Origin of the sequence: Lachnoclostridium sp. An196 (assembly GCF_002160135.1) — a bacterium.
GTDB lineage: Bacteria > Bacillota > Clostridia > Lachnospirales > Lachnospiraceae > Hominiventricola > Hominiventricola avistercoris.
In genome coordinates this window covers 110,460-128,082 of record NZ_NFJZ01000001.1, presented here as the reverse complement: position 1 = coordinate 128,082, position 17,623 = coordinate 110,460, and the positions used below count along the sequence as shown (strand labels likewise).

General features: G+C 49.1%; 13 protein-coding genes. 2 read left to right on the top strand and 11 right to left on the bottom strand.

The window, feature by feature from the left end; genetic code table 11:
* Positions 1–4: 4 nt before the first annotated feature.
* Positions 5–1,702 carry a hypothetical protein gene (locus B5F29_RS00545; RefSeq protein WP_087152730.1) on the top strand — a complete coding sequence of 566 codons (1,698 nt, stop codon included), beginning with the start codon at positions 5–7 and terminating at the stop codon, positions 1,700–1,702.
* Here the strand turns inward: B5F29_RS00545 and B5F29_RS00540 are convergent.
* The 9 genes from B5F29_RS00540 to B5F29_RS00500 form a co-directional block, all read right to left on the bottom strand.
* The gene (locus tag B5F29_RS00540) at positions 1,699–4,245 is read right to left on the bottom strand and encodes a hybrid sensor histidine kinase/response regulator (RefSeq protein ID WP_162608319.1); all 2,547 of its coding nucleotides are present in this window, start codon (positions 4,243–4,245) and stop codon (positions 1,699–1,701) included. The genes B5F29_RS00545 and B5F29_RS00540 overlap by 4 nt on opposite strands.
* Before the next feature lie 19 nt (positions 4,246–4,264).
* Positions 4,265–5,314 (bottom strand): galactose ABC transporter substrate-binding protein, encoded by a 1,050-nt coding sequence (locus B5F29_RS00535; RefSeq protein WP_442911265.1) that lies wholly within the window; start codon positions 5,312–5,314, stop codon positions 4,265–4,267.
* A 4-nt stretch (positions 5,315–5,318) separates the two neighbouring features.
* Positions 5,319–6,293, bottom strand: a complete 975-nt coding sequence (locus B5F29_RS00530; RefSeq protein ID WP_087152727.1) for a sugar ABC transporter substrate-binding protein — start codon at positions 6,291–6,293, stop codon at positions 5,319–5,321.
* Position 6,294: 1 nt separating this feature from the next.
* Positions 6,295–8,130 (bottom strand): histidine kinase, encoded by a 1,836-nt coding sequence (locus tag B5F29_RS00525; protein WP_242955540.1) that lies wholly within the window; start codon positions 8,128–8,130, stop codon positions 6,295–6,297.
* On the bottom strand, positions 8,111–9,721 hold the full coding sequence (locus tag B5F29_RS00520; protein ID WP_087152725.1) for a response regulator transcription factor: 1,611 nt from the start codon (positions 9,719–9,721) through the stop codon (positions 8,111–8,113). Before B5F29_RS00520 ends, B5F29_RS00525 begins: the two co-directional genes overlap by 20 nt.
* 113 nt (positions 9,722–9,834) lie before the next feature.
* The gene (locus B5F29_RS00515) at positions 9,835–11,490 is read right to left on the bottom strand and encodes a galactose/methyl galactoside ABC transporter permease MglC (RefSeq protein WP_087152724.1); all 1,656 of its coding nucleotides are present in this window, start codon (positions 11,488–11,490) and stop codon (positions 9,835–9,837) included.
* Positions 11,491–11,508: 18 nt separating this feature from the next.
* Complete coding sequence (locus B5F29_RS00510) at positions 11,509–13,017, bottom strand: sugar ABC transporter ATP-binding protein (protein WP_087152723.1); 1,509 nt, start codon at positions 13,015–13,017, stop codon at positions 11,509–11,511.
* A 109-nt stretch (positions 13,018–13,126) separates the two neighbouring features.
* Entirely contained in the window at positions 13,127–14,458 is a 1,332-nt protein-coding gene (locus B5F29_RS00505; protein ID WP_087152722.1) for a substrate-binding domain-containing protein, read from the bottom strand.
* 132 nt (positions 14,459–14,590) lie between these two features.
* Positions 14,591–16,087 (bottom strand): WD40/YVTN/BNR-like repeat-containing protein, encoded by a 1,497-nt coding sequence (locus tag B5F29_RS00500; protein ID WP_087152721.1) that lies wholly within the window; start codon positions 16,085–16,087, stop codon positions 14,591–14,593.
* Between the two features lie 133 nt (positions 16,088–16,220).
* Here B5F29_RS00500 and B5F29_RS16945 point away from each other — a divergent pair, with 133 nt between their 5' ends.
* Entirely contained in the window at positions 16,221–16,346 is a 126-nt protein-coding gene (locus tag B5F29_RS16945) for a hypothetical protein (protein ID WP_275532903.1), read from the top strand.
* Between the two features lie 130 nt (positions 16,347–16,476).
* On the opposite strand, the gene B5F29_RS00490 is transcribed toward B5F29_RS16945, so the two are convergent.
* Both B5F29_RS00490 and B5F29_RS00485 read right to left on the bottom strand, forming a co-directional pair.
* The gene (locus B5F29_RS00490) at positions 16,477–16,935 is read right to left on the bottom strand and encodes a nucleotidyl transferase AbiEii/AbiGii toxin family protein (protein ID WP_191429498.1); all 459 of its coding nucleotides are present in this window, start codon (positions 16,933–16,935) and stop codon (positions 16,477–16,479) included.
* Positions 16,932–17,579, bottom strand: a complete 648-nt coding sequence (locus tag B5F29_RS00485; RefSeq protein WP_087152719.1) for a type IV toxin-antitoxin system AbiEi family antitoxin domain-containing protein — start codon at positions 17,577–17,579, stop codon at positions 16,932–16,934. Before B5F29_RS00485 ends, B5F29_RS00490 begins: the two co-directional genes overlap by 4 nt.
* Between the last annotated feature and the right edge of the window lie 44 nt (positions 17,580–17,623).

Below are 17,623 nucleotides of genomic sequence, written 5' to 3'. Positions count from 1 at the left end.
TATCATGCTGCATGCTTCAGAAGCCGAAGAACGAAGAGCGAAAAACATCATATGGAACGCGGCCGGAGACTATGATTTTACTCCGGATTTTCTTTCCTTCACACCGGAAGGAGCGGCAGACCTCTATCTGAACTGTATCATCGGAGCGGTTCACCGCTATTATGATTATCGTCCGCTTAAGGATCTCTTCGTGCGGATCGGACAGCTGCCGGATGCGGCCCTGTATGAAGGGCTTTTGTGGTTCGGGCTTGCCCACAGCGTTTATCCCGCCGCGAAAGAGGACCGTCCCGTACTGGAGACGCTGCGGCTGGAATACGCCAGAGACGTCGTATCCCATTCCCGTCCTTACTGGGACCAGGAGCTTTTGGAACGTCTCCAGACCGCATACTGCGCGGGACTGCTGGGACAGACTGCCAGACTCCGTCGCCGGGAAAAGCGCATTATGGAAGCGGTACTTTTCAGTCCCTCTCTGGACTCCCGCGCCATAGCGGATCAGATGGTTCATATTCTTAAGGAATTCTTCCGCTGCCGTCTTCCGGAACTGCACGAAGCGAGATCGCACCGCGTCCTTCCCTTCCGCCTGGTCATAGCGGCGCTGCATGGCCGCCCGGCCTTCGTCACCCGCGTCCATTCTGAGGAAGATGGCGGCGGTATGCATGCTCCTGTCACGCTGACTCTTCCGGTGCTCCTGGTCAGATCCGGAAAGCAGACCCTTCGCTCCTGGCTGGAAACAAACTTCGGCATATCTGTCTATACTTCACAGGAGCAGGAAGAACTGGAGCGCATGCTCTGTACAGAAGGCCACCGTTCCTGCCATCTGCATGTAACCCGCGGGGAATACCGGCGCACCTCCTCGAAAGCTCAGAATTCCTTCCGCCAGGCCATGCTGTTCCAGAAGGAGAGAAATCTTTCCTTCCACCATGCGCATCTGGCAGATCACATGACCGCCATATCCCGCATGACCGACCAGATCCGCAATGTGCTGCTGTTTGACGACGGAGAACAGCTTTACCGGGCGCGCAGCGGACGGTTAATAGCCGCACGGGTGTGGCGCGGTATCCGACTTCACGATGAAAAGATCTTCGCCGGTACAACTCCCTGTGAAAAAGGGAATCTCTCCATAGATATCCTGCTGGATGCATCCGCTTCGCAGATGGACCGCCAGGAACGCATTGCCGCACAGGGGTTTATCATCGCGGAAAGCCTGACCCGGTGCCGTCTGCCTGTCCGTGTCTGTTCATACTGCTCTGTGAACGGCTGTACAGTCCTCCGTATTTTCCGGGATTATGAGAATCCCCAGGATAACAAAAGAATTTTCGAATATTGTTCCGCAGGATGGAACCGGGACGGTCTCGCTATCCGGATTACGGGATACCGGCTGCTGAATTCTGGTTATGAAAACCGGCTGCTGATCGTTCTGTCGGACTGCAGTCCCAATGACGACCACCGGTACTCTTCCCGAAAAGGACCGATTCCTTTTTCGTACGACTATGGGGGAACGCACGGCATCCGGGACGCCGCCGCGGAAGTCAGCCGGCTGCGCCGTCAGAATGTAGGTGTTCTCGCCGTCTGTACCGGGCATGAAAAAGATCTCCCCGCTGCCAGAGAGATCTATGGCAATGACGTGGCATGGGCCGGAACAGAAGAACAGATGGCCGATGCAGTGACTTACCTGATCCGCGAAAAACTGCGCAGGCTCTAATTCCGCCCTCTCTGTTCCAGATCCACATAAACCGCCAGTACTTTCTGTAATTCCTGAAAATCTATAGGTTTCGCAATATGCGCGTTCATACCGGCTTCTGTAGTTCTGGCGATATCTTCGGCAAATACATTGGCTGTGACGGCAATAATCGGTACCGTCCCGGCGTCCTCTCTGTCCATGGAGCGGATCGTCCTGGCCGCTTCGCAGCCGTCCATAACCGGCATCTGCATATCCATCAGGACCGCGTCGATCCTGCCCGGTTCCTGAGCCGCAAAGACATCTACGGCTTCCTGTCCGTTCCACGCTTCCAGCACTTTTGCTCCAAGCATTTTCAGGCACTCTCCGGCCACTTCCATGTTAATCTCGTTGTCTTCCGCCAGCAGAATCGTTTTTCCCTCCAGGCTGAATGTTCCTCCTTCTTCCTGTTTTTCTTCCGCCGGTCTTTCTTCCTCGTCCAGATTCTGCAGCGGAATCGTCACCGTAAATGTGCTCCCCTCTCCCAGGGCGCTCTGTACCGTGATCTCTCCGCTCATCTGCTGGACAATCGTCTTCACGATAGGCATTCCAAGCCCGGTTCCGGACACTTTTCGGGAAAAGAAAGAGGCTTCGCGGGCAAACGGCTCGAAGATACGTTCCTGAAACTCCTCCGACATGCCGATCCCCGTATCGCTGACTACGATCTGGTATTTGCTGTGTCCGGTCTTGTGATTGATCTCTTTGACCGACAGACATATCTTCGCCCCTTCACTGCTGTATTTCAAAGCGTTGGATATAAGGTTGTTGACGATCTGTCCCAGACGCGCCGCGTCGCAAAGCACCATCCTGCGTTCCACCTGGTACTCTTCTGCCAGCGTCTTGTTTTCTTCTCTTGCCTGATCACGGAAAATGGCTGCCGTCTCCCGGATACATGAGCAGATGTCCATAGGCGCATAGTCCAGGACGCCGCCCTTTCCATGCTCCAGACGTGACATATCCAGAACATCATTGACCAGAGTAAGCATCTGCTTTCCGGATCTTTCGATCTTCTCCAGATATTCTTCCACCGTTTCCCGGTCATTATCTTCTCTTCTGGCCAGCTTCGCCAGACCGATGATCGCATTCAGCGGCGTGCGCATATCGTGGGAAGCGTTGCTGAAAAACATGGTTTTCTGCTGTACCGTCTGTCTGGACGCGGCCAGTGCGTTCTGAAGCAGCGCATGCTGCTGAAGTTCCCGGCGTTTGTCGCGGTCAATTTCGCGAAAAGCCAGAATCACTTCATTTACGTGCGCTCCTTCATTGTAAAGTACCTGAATATTTACCCATTTATATTCACCTCCGAAATTTCTCTGATAATCCCCGCCAAAATCATAGACTCCATCCCGGATCAGCCTGCGGATATTATCGATGGAAAGGTTTTCCTCAAATTTTTCATGTGTCGTTTCATCTACCACCTCTTTTACCACATCCAGAAGATGCCGGTAAGAGCCGGAGTCCCCCAGGGCTTCTTTTACATCGGCTGATCCTTTTACCGTTATATAAGTCTCATTATTCAGGTCAATCCGATAAATCGCGTAATACGAATCTCCAAGAATCTGAAGCGTCTGAGCGATCTGATCCGCCTTCCTGTCGCTGAAATAACCGCTGAGCATGATAGAACCGGCGATCACCGCGAGAACCGCGCAGATCACCCCCAGCGCCAGAACAATACCGTCCCATCCATCCTGAAGAATCACCGCAAGAGGCATGGAAATCACAGAAAGCCATCCATTGCTCATCTCATAATAGTATACGCTCCATTTTCTTCCATCCGGTCCGGTGATCGTCGCATCATGAGACACCATTTCCCCCTGACGGATACTGGTGACCAGCTCCCCAAGATATGTCCCTCCGGCCTCCTCTACTATATCTTCTTCTCCGGAAATGTACATAAGATGATTCTGTGAATCGAACAGCAGGTAGATACTTGACTCCGGAAGCGACGCCTTGTTTTTATGAGTATGAAAATTTTCCATCAGAATGTCAAACGCCAGCACATCTCCTTTTTCATTCAGCGCTTTCGCCAGAGTGACGATCTTTTTGCCTGTGATAGCGTCCTCGTAGACATCCGTATAGACTACATGCTCTTTTTCTTCCTCTGCTTTCCGGTACCACTGGGTATCCCGGTAATCATACTCTTCGTCTCCCTCCCAGGAAACAGCCGCAACGATCTTTCCGTCCACCACCGCATAGGGATCGATAATAAAAGCGCCCAGGGTTTCTTCTACCTGCTCGGAATATCCTTCCATCCAGCGTTGAATCTCTTCTTCGGACGCTCCTTTTGTCATGCTCTCCCGCAGAGAAGAAGCTCCTACCGAAAGCAGCATGGAATATACGCTGATGCGGTTCTCTTCCTCTGCCGCATAACTCTCCGCCAGGTTCATTCCCATCTCATTGGCATTCTTCAGCAGTTTTTCTCTTACAAGGAAGATCCCCCACCCCAGCAGCAGCACGAACGACAGGAAAAGCAGCAGTTTCAGAAAAAACGGCACCTTTTTCCGGTAAATAATTCCCGTATATTGTTTCATACTTTCCCTCCGTGGCCCGTCATGGGGTATTGCTGCGGGCAATAAATTCGTCTGCATTTTCTTCCGTTACTTTGGCGTACGGCAGATAAATACAGCGTTCTTTCTGAAATTCCAGCTCTTCCATGCCGTCTCCGGTAATCAGCGCCCAGCAAAGTTCCGCCATGGCCTTTGCCTGCCCTTCTTTGTCATTATACACAGTTCCGGCCAGTTCCGAATCCATGACCGCCTCCAGCCCCGCATCCGTGCCGTCTATCCCGAAGAAAACCGGAAGCGCGGTTTCTGTATAATTCAGCTTTTTATAAGCGTCCATTGCCCCCAGCGCCATATCATCATTGTTGGAAAGAACAAGTTCTATCTGATTGGGATACTGCCCGATCAGCTGTTCCATCCGGTTCTCTGCCTGGGCGCGGTTCCAGTTGGCGATCTGGTAACTCAGTTTTTCCAGTTCAATACCGCTGTCAGTCAAGGTCTTCACCGCAGTCTCCGTACGGATGATGGCATCCTGGTGGCCGGGCTCCCCTTCCAGCACTACATACTGGATTTTTCCGTCTCTGTTCCGGTCTGTCTGGCTGTTATTCTTTATCATATCGGCCGCCAGTTCTCCCTGCATGACCCCGGATTCTTCCGCGTCCGCGCCGACATAATAAATCTGGTCCCACTGCATCAGATCTTCCGCCACAGGTTCTCTGTTAAAAAATATGATGGGCACTTCATGTTCCCTGGCCATATCAATAATCTCCGAAGGATCCGCCCGGTCCACCAGATTCACGCAGAGCACATCACAGCCTGCATTGATAAGCTCTTTCACCTGATCGTCCTGAGTGCGCTGTACTCCCGCCGCGTCCCGTACCATAACCACCGTGTCCATATCCTCATTCTGCATCTCTTTAAGCTGCTCCTTAAAGCTGTCCAGAAGTTCATTAAGAAATGTATCGCTCTGATTATAATACGCCACCCCAATATAACTTTTGTCCGGAACGTCCGGCTGCTCTTCCCCGCAGGCGCAAAGCAAAAATGCGCTTCCCAGCAAAACGGTCCAGACCGCGCCCAATTTATTCATACTCGCCATCCCCCTACTGACTCATTGTAAAAAGAATTTCCTGATTTTCTTCCGAAAACAGTGTTTCTCTGCGAATCACCGTATAGAGAACCTCTCTGCTCTCCTCCTTGTGGAAAAAATGCTCCAGACTATCCGCAATTTCACTCATGCTCTGATAGCCTACGTTAAATTCATCCGGCACCACCAGACATTCTACCACACCGGTATCCAGATAATACGCAGCCTGAGTCGAATGTGCGATTCCATACACGACCGCCCCATGCAGCCCATGTTCGGAAGCGCGCTCCCCGGCCGCTGTCAGGCTGCCGTCATCAAGCGCTGCCACAAAATCCACTCTTGCCTGGGATTCCAGATAATCTGCTCCTCCGTCGTCAAAGTTCCCGGACACAAACCACTCAAGATTTATCCCTGTATTTTTTAAAGTATCACAGAATCCGTCGACGCGAAGAGCCGTCATCTCCGCATCCATGGTCTGAGAGAGGATTCCTACCGTCTTTCCTTCCAGATTTCCGCTGTAATCCTCCAGTATCTTTTCCGCCAGAGCCGCTCCCATAGCATAGTTGTCCGGCCCCGTCACAGGAAGAGCAGAGCCCTCGCCGGTTCCGGACAGCGGGCTCTCCACCAGCATAACCGGAACACGTTTTCTCACTCTTTTCAGCATCTCTTCCGCCCCGCTGTCCGGAACCGGCTGTACAATGACCGCGTCCGCCCCGCTGTCTATCTCATTTTTGATCAGCGCTTCCTCTTCCTCCAGCGAGAGCACGCTTTCTGTAGCGGCAATCACAACTTCAATTCCCCGGTCCTCCGCGGCCATCCTGACCCCATACTTGAATGCCGCCCATCCTGAATTATCCGAGTCACAGACGATCACAGACACTTTTGCCCTCGCGTCCCGGTTCCGTTCGCCCAGCATAAGTGCCGCCAGGACAAGAACCATGAACCCCATGACTACTTCCGAGGCAATAAAAAATTTATTATTGTTTTTCATCCTAATCTTCCCCGCCAAACGAATGTCCCCTTTCCAGCGCCAGCGTGTCTTCCTCTGTATACGGCACCGCCGGAATACGAATGGTAACTTTGGTTCCCTCATCCGGCTCGCTCTCCACGGTCAGGCCATATTCTTTTCCAAAATAGATCTGGATCCGCCGGTTGACATTCACAAGTCCTACGCCTGATCCCCGTTTGCGGATGCGGTTGCTGTCGGTAAGCACAAGGCCGGCTTCTTCTTTCGACATGCCGATGCCGTTGTCTGTCACGGAAAGCAGGATCTCGCCGCCCTCCATTTTTCCTTCCACTCTTATCTCTCCGCAGTCATCCATCTCTCCGACGCCGTAACTTATGGAATTCTCCAGAATCGGCTGCAAAATCAATTTCACGGTACAGTAAGCGTACAGTTCAGGAGCCACGTCAAATTCCACGGAAAAGGTATTCTTATACCGAATTTTCTGTATATTCATATAGCTCTGCGCATGCTGAAGTTCGTCTTTGATACTGATAATCGTGCGTCCCTTGGAAAGACTGATCCGGAACAGACGGGCCAGCTGAGAGATCATAAATACCGCGTCGTCGTTGCGTTCTCCCTCTATCATCCAGGTGATAGATTCCAGTGTGTTGTACAGAAAATGCGGGTTAATCTGACTCTGCAGCGCATCCAGTTCGCTTTTTCTCCTTTCGTTCTGTTCCAGAACAATTTTCTTCATGAGATTTTCTATCTGCTCATAAGATTTCTGGATGGACAGACCCAGATGCCGGATCTCCTGCGGCCCTCCGATGTAGATCTCCGGTTTCTCTCCGGCTTCATACTCTTTTACCGAATCATTCAATTTCAGGATAGGCCTGGAGATTCCCACGGAAACAATGCGGTTGACGACCGCCAGCATCATGGCCATCAGCAGCATCAGCATAATGATGAAATATCTCATATTAATCATTCCGTAGGTAAACGCCGAATACGGAATCACTCCCACCAGCTTCCAGCCGGTATAACTGATCGTGTTCACCACGACTTTCCTGGCTTCTCCCTCAAAGGTCTCGTCATAAATGCCATCTCTGTATCCCGCCGCCGCGGCGCTGTTCTCGCTGCTGATTCCGTCGCTGATCTGTATCCTGCGCGGATGATAGATAATCTCGCCATTGCTGTCGCAGAGATAATAATACTGGCCGTTGTCAAAATTATTGATCTGATCCAGCATCCGTGAAATGACAGAATAGTCCATATCAACCAGGAGAACACCCAGTTCTGTTTTTCCTCCATTTGTGATCTCCACCGCGCGGCTCAGGGAGATCACCCAATAATAACGAAAAGTATTATCATCAAACAAATTCTGTATATGAGGCGTGGAAAAATGCATATTCTCCACCTCGTCCATCGCCTGTATATACCAGCCCTGTCCGGTAACATTCAGATTCTTTTTCTGTGTCGCGACCGGTTCTGCCGCCACCAGATTCCCGGACTGATCATAAAGGGCAATACTTTGCAGGTTATCCTGATTAGCCTCATAAAGGAGATTGATCCTGCTCTGGATATCCTCTCCATAACTGGAAAAATCATTCTCCTTGATCAGATGGTAATATGCCGTATCCGATATCTGCCGCATATCTACCAGATAGTCTTCCAGTGTCTCCCCGGTCTGCTCCAGCATCCTCTGCGTGCTCTGGACCGTCTCCTGCCGTGTGGACGTTGAGAAACGGATATACAGCGCAATTCCCAGAATCAGCATGATGGAAATCGAGATCACCGAAAAACTGATCGTAATCGTGGATAATATTCCTCTTGGGCCCGGGGTTTTGAAATATTTCAGATATTTAACTTTCACTTGCCGCATGCTCCGTTCTATATTTTGAAGGGGATACTCCAAAACGCCTTTTGAACACATAACTGAAATAATTAGGGTCTGTATAACCGACTTCTTTCGCTATCATATAGCTTTTTTCATTGGTTTCCAGCAGCCGTCTGGCCGCCTGATCCATTCGGTAATCTGTCAGGTAACTGATAAATGAGTTCCCGGTTTCCTTCTTGAATATCGTAGAAAAATACGAATTGGACACTCCCAGTTCCTCACACATGCTGTCCAGCGACAATTCTGCCTCCATATAATGGCTGCGGACATATTCCTGCGCCTTCTGTACGAATGTTTTCGTCGACTTGTTCCGTGTGCTGATCAAATATTCCCGGAAAGAAAGACAGAGTTCCGTAAACCATTTTCTCAGAGAGTCCGGCTCCATCTCCAGCAGCTTTCCGTATAATTCCCGCATATCCCCGGAAAACGCGCTTACAGTAATATCATGGTTAGAAGCAAAACGGTACATCACGCTCACCAGCTCCATTACAGCGATATGATGCTGCTGCAGAGATTTGGCGGCCTGGAACAGACGGCTTATATATCTGTCGGCTTCCTGCTTCACCTCTTCTTCAGAATTGAAGCGGATCATCTTAAGCAGCCGGGACAGTTCCGCATCATTAGGCATCTCAAACTCCCCCATCTCCTGAGGCGCTATTTCTTTGATGTTAATGGCTCTGACCGCCCCGTAAAGCGCCCGGTAAGAGACTGCCTCCCTGGCGCTGTTATAGGACTGGGACAAATCCAGGACATCAGAACAGACACAGCCGACTCCCACTGTAACCACCGCGTCAATCATACGGCGGGCATATCTGCAGAACCGGTCGCATTCGTCTGTCAGTTCGGATATCTCGTTTTCATTGGAAAGCTGCGCGATCATGACTGTATTTCCAAGATAGGAAAAACATTTCACCTTCCATCTCTCAGCCAGATATTCTTTCGCCTGCTTCTGCACTGAAATAGCGAGCAGCACCGGATTCATATTCTTCGACACCTGCGTGGAAGATGTATGAATAACCAGGCAGCAGTAAAACGGGCCTGTAAAAGTAATCTGATAATCTGCCAGATATTTTTCAACTTCGTTTTCGTGAATCCTGCCCTCTATCAAAGTAGAATAAAAATTGGTCTTTAAAAACGGCAGAGATTCCATATAATAGTTCTTCAAAATCTCCGCGTTTCTTTTTTCGCTGATCTCCTGGTCTAGTTTTATCTTCAACTGTGTAAATACATTGGTCAGTTCCACAGAATTGACCGGTTTCAGTATATATTCCTCAACCTCCAGGTGAACAGCTTCTTTCGCGTATTCAAATTCGTCAAACCCGGTAAAAATCAATATCTTTGTAGCCGGATATCCGGACTTTATACGTTTCGCCAGTTCCATGCCGTCCATATACGGCATCTTAATATCTGTCATGACCACATCCGGCTGATACTCTTCCATCATCTCCAGAGCCTTTACTCCGTTATCCGCATAACCTATTACGGAAAATCCAAGTCCTTCCCAGTTTATTTTCTTTTTGATGACCTGAAGCACCTCTTCTTCATCATCCACCAAAAGAACTGTATATTTTTCCATCTCTTGTCTCCATACTTCATGCTGTACGATTTTTGGCTTTTCTGCTATTATAACAAAAAAAATCCACTCTGTCTGCTTTCCGGCAGAACAGAAGTGGATTTTCTGATACAGTCTTATTTCTTCTGAACGTATTTCAGACAGTCAAGCGTTACGGCTACCAGGATGATGATACCGGAGAATACGAACTGCAGGTTCGTATCGATACCAAGGATGGTCAGGGAGTAGGTCAGTGCGGTGAAGATCAGCACGCCGACTACCACGCCGGAGATCTTACCGATACCACCGGTAAAGGATACGCCGCCTACCACGCAGGCTGCAATCGCGTCCGTCTCCCAGCCCTGTCCATATGCGGCAGAACCGGAACCAACCATTCTCGCGCACTCCAGCCAGGAACCGAAACCGTACAGGATACCTGCCAGAACGAAAGCGCCTACCGTCACTGCGAATACAGAGATACCGGAAACCGCCGCCGCTTCCGCATTGCCGCCCACTGCGTACAGGTTCTTTCCGAATGTGGTCTTGTTCCAGATGAACCATACGATCGCGACTGCAGCTACCGCCCAGAGAATGATCGTCGGGAATCCGTTTACTCTCGGAATAATCATCGACGGAATCGATGTCTCGATCGCACCGAAGGACACACCTTTCGTCGCATAGGTGATCAGACCGAAGATCATCAGCATGTTTGCCATCGTGGAGATGAACGGATGCATCTTGAACTTGGCCGTAAAGAACCCGGCAATGGATGTAAAGAATGTACACAGTACAATACACATAAACAGAGCAAAGGCCATTCTCAGCGGGATGGGCCATCCGGTGAAATCAAAGATATGCCCGAAGACGCCGCCGGTATTGACGCCCTGATGCATGATGATCGTAGCTGTCGTCATACCCATACCTACCATACGGCCGATGGAAAGGTCCGTACCTGCAAGCAGGATCAGGCCCGCCACACCGAGAGCCAGGAACATTCTCGGCGATGCCTGCTGAAGGATATTCAGCACATTGTTGTAGGTCAGAAGCGGAGTACCCTTCACCACCGGAGTAATGATACACAGAGCGATGAAGATAAGGATAATCGCTATGTACAGACCGTTCTGCAGAAGGAAACTTCTGCGGTTAAAGGTATATTTATAGTTCTCCCATTTCTGGGACATAGTCTGGCCAAAAGTGAATTTTGACATCCGGAGCAGGTCAATCAGGTGATATTTATGGGCAAATGCCGCATGCCTTCTGTCTTTGATCTCCTGAAAATCTTTCTGAAGTTCCATCTTGGCATCAAACTGACGATTTTTATATACATAATTTTCGTCTTTGATCTCCTGATGATCCGAAAGTTTGGAAAGCGCAGCCTGATGCTCTTTCTGGAGATCCGCCATACTCTTCTGGTATTTTTGTCTGGCCAGTTCTTTCTCGTATTTGGCGCTTTCATTTACCGGTTCATAGTATTCTTTGTCAAAGTGTTCTTTGATATAATTCTCTGCATCTGCAATCAGCTTGGAGATTTCTTCTTTATTTTTGCTTTCAACCTCTTTTGCTTTTGCAAGTTCTCCCTGAAGTTTTGCAATCGCCGCGCTGTTCTCTTCCTTGCTCCGGCTTTTGTCACGTTTCAGAGAATCAATTTTGTTCTGAAGGGAAACGACTTTATCCGTACCGTCCACCCTCAGGGCATTGATTTTTTCCTGGATTCCACCTACATAATCGTCTATCGGCTTACGCAGTTCCATCTCCCGCTCGGCCGTAAGAATCTTTTCATTTCCTATTGCCATATCTATCGTTCTCCCTCATTATAGGTATTTTGCACTGAGTCTTAAAAGCTCTTCCTGATTGGTTTCTTTTGTATTTACGATTCCGGAAAGATGCCCGTTGGACATGACGCCGATACGGTTCGTGATTCCCAGTATCTCCGGCATCTCGGAAGACACAACGATAATGGTCTTCCCCTGCTTTGCCATTTCAATAATCAGTTCATAGATCTCGTACTTGGCCCCCACGTCGATTCCTCGCGTCGGTTCATCCATCATAAAGATCTGCGGCTCACGCTCCAGCCATTTTCCAAAGATCACTTTCTGCTGATTTCCTCCGGAAAGACTGGTAATCATGTCCTCCGGCCCCATACATTTGGTGTGCATAACTTTGATCTCTTTTGTCGTTGCCTTTGTCATCTTTGTATCAGAGAGGGCCGGACCGGTTTTATAATGATTCAGATTGGCAATCGTCGTATTAAAAGTAAGATTGCCTTTCAGGAAAAGACCGTTTGCCTTCCGTTCCTCCGTAATCATGGCAAATCCATGTTCCATGGCTTCTTTGGCGCTGTTGAAATTCATCAGCCGGTTATTAAAATACACACGGCCGGCCGCTCTGGTACGCACGCCGAAGATCGTCTCCAGAAGCTCGGTACGTCCGGCTCCTACCAGACCGTAAAGGCCGAAAATCTCGCCTTCCCTTACATCGAAGGAAATATCCTGCAAATGAGGCTCGAACTTTGTGGACAAATGCTGAACGGACAGAACCACATCGCCGGGCTTGTTGTCTACCGGCGGGAAACGGTTTTCAAGAGAACGGCCTACCATGGCGGCGATCAGTTCGTTCATATTTGTGTCTTTCGCACTCTTTGTCATGACCAGATTACCGTCACGGAGCACGGAAATCTCATCGCAGATCTCGAAAATCTCATCCATCTTATGAGAAATGTAGATCAGCGCAATTCCCTGGTCTTTCAGCATTCTCATCATTTCGAAGAGCTTGTTTACCTCCTGGACGGTCAGAGATGAAGTCGGCTCATCGAGAACGATCACCTTTGAATTATAAGAGATTGCCTTTGCGATCTCACACATCTGACGCTGCGATACAGACATTTTCCGCATGGGCTGTGTCAGATCCACCGTCATTCCAAGCCTTCTGAAAAGCTCGGAAGCTTCTTTTTTCATTCTGCCCTCGTCCACGATCCCCAGTGAATTCTTCGGATAACGTCCGAGAAACAGGTTGTCAATTACATTCCGTTCCAGACACTGGTTCAGTTCCTGATGCACCATGGCAATACCGTTCTCCAGGGCATCTTTTGGTCCGGAAAAGTTCACTTCCTTCCCGTCAAGGAAGATCGTACCCTCGTCTTTCTGGTAGGTTCCAAAAAGACATTTCATCATCGTTGATTTGCCGGCGCCGTTCTCACCCATCAGCCCCATAACCGTGCCTTTTTTCACATCCAGGTTGATGTGGTCCAGCACCCGGTTCCGGCCGAAGGACTTACACATACCGCGTATCGACAAGACAACGTCATCCCTCTTATCTGCCATTCTATCTACTCCTGTATTAAAGATTAAAACTCCGAATAGATTATTAGGGAGAATTTCTTCTCCCCAATAATCCGTCATTATATATGTGTCTTTCTGTTATAAACTGATTTTACTGGCTAAGAAGTGTCGTATAAGAAGTTGCATTGTCTGTCTTAACCATGTTGATCGCGAATGCATCATACTGGCTCGGATTTCCAAGACGGTTGGTAATGTTGGACTCGGTCTGTCCGTCACCGCCGATGTATTCTACATTCAGGTTCAGAAGATCGTCGTAGTTCTGCAGAAGCGGCTGATAGGTAGCGCTCAGGAAGTTATCTGCTGCATTGTAGATGTTCAGCCATACGTTCTTGGTCGGATGAGCCTCTGCATCCAGCTGGTTGGATACCGGAGCGTAAACCACTGTGGAATCCAGGAAATCCTGATAGTTGTCAGCGGTAACTGCTACGTTCAGTGCGTAGTAGGAGCGCTCGTCTGCGTTGTAGGTAAACACATCGCTGCTCAGCACGTTGCCTGCTTCGTCCGGAGTGCCGATACCGGTATCGATATCAACGCCGTCCAGCGCATTACGAAGTACACGAAGGGTCAGGTAAGCCTGTACGTCTGCATGCTGGCTGATAGTTCCGCCGTAGCCTTCTGCGATTGCTGCCACTGCGTCGCTGTTTGCGTCATAACCAAAGGTCGGCACGCTGTTGTCTTTGGACCATGCGTTGAACATGGACATTCCCATACCATCATTGTTAGATACGACTACATCGATCTGATCGCCGAAGGATGCAGACCAGGTATTGATTGCGTTACCTGCGGTAGCCGCGTCCCAGGTAGCTCCCGCGGAGTTCTTCATCTCCTGAGAAGCAAGCTCACGAACCGTATAAGTCTGTCCGTTCACTTCAATCGTTCCATCCTGTACGACAGAAGAAGATCCGTCTGTGTTGGTTCCAACCGGCTCGCTGTTGATGCTTCCATCTGCGTCTACGCCGGTGCCAAGTGCGGAACGAACGCCTCTGGTACGTGCGATGGAATCGTTGTGTCCGATATCGCCGATCGCCAGAACATAGCCGATGATGCCGTCGCCGTTGCGGTCGATGCTGTCAATGTTTGCCTCAATATAATCCAGTACCATGGTTCCCTGAAGTTCTGCACCCTGATTTGCGTCAAATCCTACATAATAGGTGTTCTCGTTGAAATTCAGAGCAGCCATATCCAGTTCGCCGGTAGAGCTGTTGGACGGCTGGCGGTTAAACCATACCAGCGGCTTGTCCGCATTTGCCACCTCTCCGCTGGATGCGCTGTCGGCTGCCGCCGCGTCAGTGCTCTCTTCTGCAGCATCCGTACTCTCCGTAGCGGTATCTGCACTGTCTGTAGAAGTAGTGCTGGATCCGCAGGCAACTGCTGATACTGCAAGTACGCCTGCCATAGCCATTACTGCAAGTTTCCTTTTCATAATTCCTTATCCTCCTTTTGTCTCCTTTTTTGTGGATATAGACAGTATAAGGGATGCCCCCTAAATAATATATAGAATATTTTTCTTTTTTCATTGAAATTTTAAAGATAATTTTATATATATTAACCAAGATTATCCTGTTGTTGTCCCTGCATAATTCCACGTTTTTCCAAAATCCGACGACCGGAACAGGACGCCGTCCTTTCCTCCCGCGTCCGGCACTGCCAGGACTGTCAGCACATCTCCTGCCTTTTCAGGCATATAAAGATAATCATAGTCTTCCGTGCCATAACCATATTCTTCCGCGATCTTGGGAAGTTCTTCTTCAGAGAGTCCTGGCATCTGCATTTGTGTATAGGTAACTCCTCCGTCCGTAGTCACATACAGTCTGGAATACGACTGGGACGCGCCGGTCAGACCGGCGACGCCGAACTCTTCATCATAGAATATCAGCCCTTCCGTCACCCCGAGCTGTCCGCCGAAAGGATCCGCGTTGACAGTCGTCCAGGATGCCCCGCCGTCTTTGGACCCTTCCAGGGCATATGTCCTGCTGCCCAGGGCCGCGTCCGTCACGACCAGACGCCACCCGACGGTATCGTTCAGGAAGAAATACATGGATCCGTCCGTATTGTCTGTGATCCAGCTGTCCGATGCGATGGCGTTCTCTGCCTGTTCCTGCGCCTGCTGCGCGTTCAGTTCCTCCTGGCCGGTGTATTCAGGTTCCATCATATAGCGGACCGGCGTCACCTCACCTGCCTCGGGAATATGCAGAGACACCTCATATCCTGTCACTTCGCCGCCGTCCCACATGGGAGGGGTTTCCCCTGTTCCGCTTTCCTGCCCGTCTCCATCCGCGTCTCCCGGAAGATACTCAAGCCCTTCTGATGAGGAGAAGGACCGCCGCCCCAAATATAATATTTCATAGTTCTCACCGCCGCGTTCTGACGTCCACGCTTTTACCTGTTCCTCCCAGGGCGCCTTCTGCAGGATTCTCAGCATCGGATCCAGACGCATGCCGTCTTCATAAGACGCGTCTGCCCGGCCGTCCGTCCAGACAGTCATGTTCCCGCTTCCGCTGTAATCCACCAGATAGGTCCTGGTCTCACCATTGTCGTCTCTTCCATATAAGAAAGCGTAGATGGATGTGACCGTCCCTGTTTCGTCAAAAGACATCTGATATTCATTGGAAATGTACAATTCCTCCGGAAGATCCAGAGCCGAATCCAGATCCGCAAGAATTCCTTCCACGCCATCCTGGAAAACATTATTGTGTTCCAGCGTCACTGTCTTTCTCCGCATCCATTCGTCTACTTTCCAGGACAGCGCTCCGTTATAAGGAATCGCCGAGTAGATGATGCCTCCTCCAAACAGCGCCGCAGCCGCAACAGCAAAAATAACTTCCGCCCACAGAATACCCTTTCTGCAGCCAGCATCCGGGGATTCTTTTCTGACACGCCTCCGGGCAATCAGCCATAACACGATACATGCCAGGAACACCAGCGCCGCCGGAAACATCAGCAGAAAATGTCTTCTGATGCCGCCGTACCGGCACAGATGCCAGGTCTGATACAATAAAAACACATAGCAAACCAGACTGATCTTTCCACAGATCCTGTATATATTTTTCATATGTCCTCCTTTTCCATTTATTTTACTTTTTCTGCTGAAAGAATACAACCGTCTTATTATTCATTGATATCATTAACCATTCCTTAACAAATTCTTGCTATTCTCTAAAAAAAGTAGCAGGAGGCGCATTACAATGATCCGTATTTTAATTGCGGAAGATGATAAAGATCTGAATCAGACAGTCTGCCGCCATCTGAATGCCGGGGCTATCATCTGGGCATCGACGACTAGCCTATGGAATATCAATGCACACTGGTAAGGGGAAAACGTAAAGAACGCTGGCAGGGTGAGATCCGGCTCATCCACTATTCCGGCACCTGTTATGAAGCAGAGATCACAGGCCGCGGCACGTATTTCCATGTGATCGCGGGGAAACACCGCTATGGGAACTATAATTTATACTCAATTTCGCGAGGTGTAATCTTATCGCCAGTTGTAATATCCAGCTTTAAAGGCACTGCCATAGGAGGATAATTTGCAGACAACGCAACTCGATAGCCCGCATATTCATCACCTTCTCGTATTTTTCCAATACTTTTGAAGGTAAATACGACATCATCCTCAAGATCAATTTCAATAATCTCCTTTACCATCTTTTGAATCGTTTCTTCACTCACGGGATAGCGCTTAATCGTTGCATCCATATCCATAGTTGCTCTGGAAGCCAAACCTACCATTGATGCAATCAGGAAGCCTCCTTTAATGATGAAATTATTCTGATACGCGGAGACGGATACCCGTTCCAAAAATCTCTCCAGCATATAATTTTGCAGCACAAGCTGTGCAGATATGTTCTTCTCTTTCGCAATCTTTTTTATCACTGATTTTAACTGCATTGCATTCTTCACAGCAGCACCTCCAGATAAGCTCTAAGCCTTTCTTCCACTCTCAGCAAGCGCGCATATTCAGAAAGCAGCGGAATATTTTTCTTTTTACCTGCCGTATATCGCTTAAATGCTTCTGAAATCACTTGTATATCGGTATGATTCCTTGGTCTCAAAATATCACATAATGTTTTTTCCGCGCCATACGCTCTTACCGTATTGCCTCCTGGTGTCTTTAAGGCCTCTATTCCAAGGCTGTATAATGATTCCTTGGCACTGCTGCACAAAATTCCTTCTGATTTAGGGCCAGAGAGATTATAGGTTTGTGGAAACGTCATATGATAATTCCCTGGTGTCCTATCTGTTAAATCACATAAAAACAGTGCCGTATTAAGTGAAAAAATTCCTTTCTTATAACGGCTCTGAAGATTAACAAATTCATCTTCCCAGCATTCCGGCAGAATATAAACACCGCGTGACACACGCTCCAAACTGCCTTTATCAGCTAAATATTTCAAACATCCTCGTGAAATACCGGCATTGGTAATCATCTCTGTTGTTACAACACCATTATTTTTCTGTGCCAATCGCAAAATCTCCTGTGAAACTCCCGTATGAATCACCTCTTTTTTGACTTTTATGCTTATTATTTTATAAAATCCAAGCATAAAAGTCAATATTGATCACCACAGTTTGCAAGTGACAAATTTTT

What these genes read in the sequence shown, in the direction of transcription:
- B5F29_RS00545 (WP_087152730.1), top strand. Translation starts at nt 5, where the DNA reads ATGCTGCATGCTTCAGAAGCCGAAGAACGAAGAGCGAAAAACATCATA.
- B5F29_RS00540 (WP_162608319.1), bottom strand. Translation starts at nt 4,245, where the DNA reads ATGAAACAATATACGGGAATTATTTACCGGAAAAAGGTGCCGTTTTTT.
- B5F29_RS00535 (WP_442911265.1), bottom strand. Translation starts at nt 5,314, where the DNA reads ATGGCGAGTATGAATAAATTGGGCGCGGTCTGGACCGTTTTGCTGGGA.
- B5F29_RS00530 (WP_087152727.1), bottom strand. Translation starts at nt 6,293, where the DNA reads ATGAAAAACAATAATAAATTTTTTATTGCCTCGGAAGTAGTCATGGGG.
- B5F29_RS00525 (WP_242955540.1), bottom strand. Translation starts at nt 8,130, where the DNA reads ATGCGGCAAGTGAAAGTTAAATATCTGAAATATTTCAAAACCCCGGGC.
- B5F29_RS00520 (WP_087152725.1), bottom strand. Translation starts at nt 9,721, where the DNA reads ATGGAAAAATATACAGTTCTTTTGGTGGATGATGAAGAAGAGGTGCTT.
- B5F29_RS00515 (WP_087152724.1), bottom strand. Translation starts at nt 11,490, where the DNA reads ATGGCAATAGGAAATGAAAAGATTCTTACGGCCGAGCGGGAGATGGAA.
- B5F29_RS00510 (WP_087152723.1), bottom strand. Translation starts at nt 13,017, where the DNA reads ATGGCAGATAAGAGGGATGACGTTGTCTTGTCGATACGCGGTATGTGT.
- B5F29_RS00505 (WP_087152722.1), bottom strand. Translation starts at nt 14,458, where the DNA reads ATGAAAAGGAAACTTGCAGTAATGGCTATGGCAGGCGTACTTGCAGTA.
- B5F29_RS00500 (WP_087152721.1), bottom strand. Translation starts at nt 16,087, where the DNA reads ATGAAAAATATATACAGGATCTGTGGAAAGATCAGTCTGGTTTGCTAT.
- B5F29_RS16945 (WP_275532903.1), top strand. Translation starts at nt 16,221, where the DNA reads ATGATCCGTATTTTAATTGCGGAAGATGATAAAGATCTGAATCAGACA.
- B5F29_RS00485 (WP_087152719.1), bottom strand. Translation starts at nt 17,579, where the DNA reads ATGCTTGGATTTTATAAAATAATAAGCATAAAAGTCAAAAAAGAGGTG.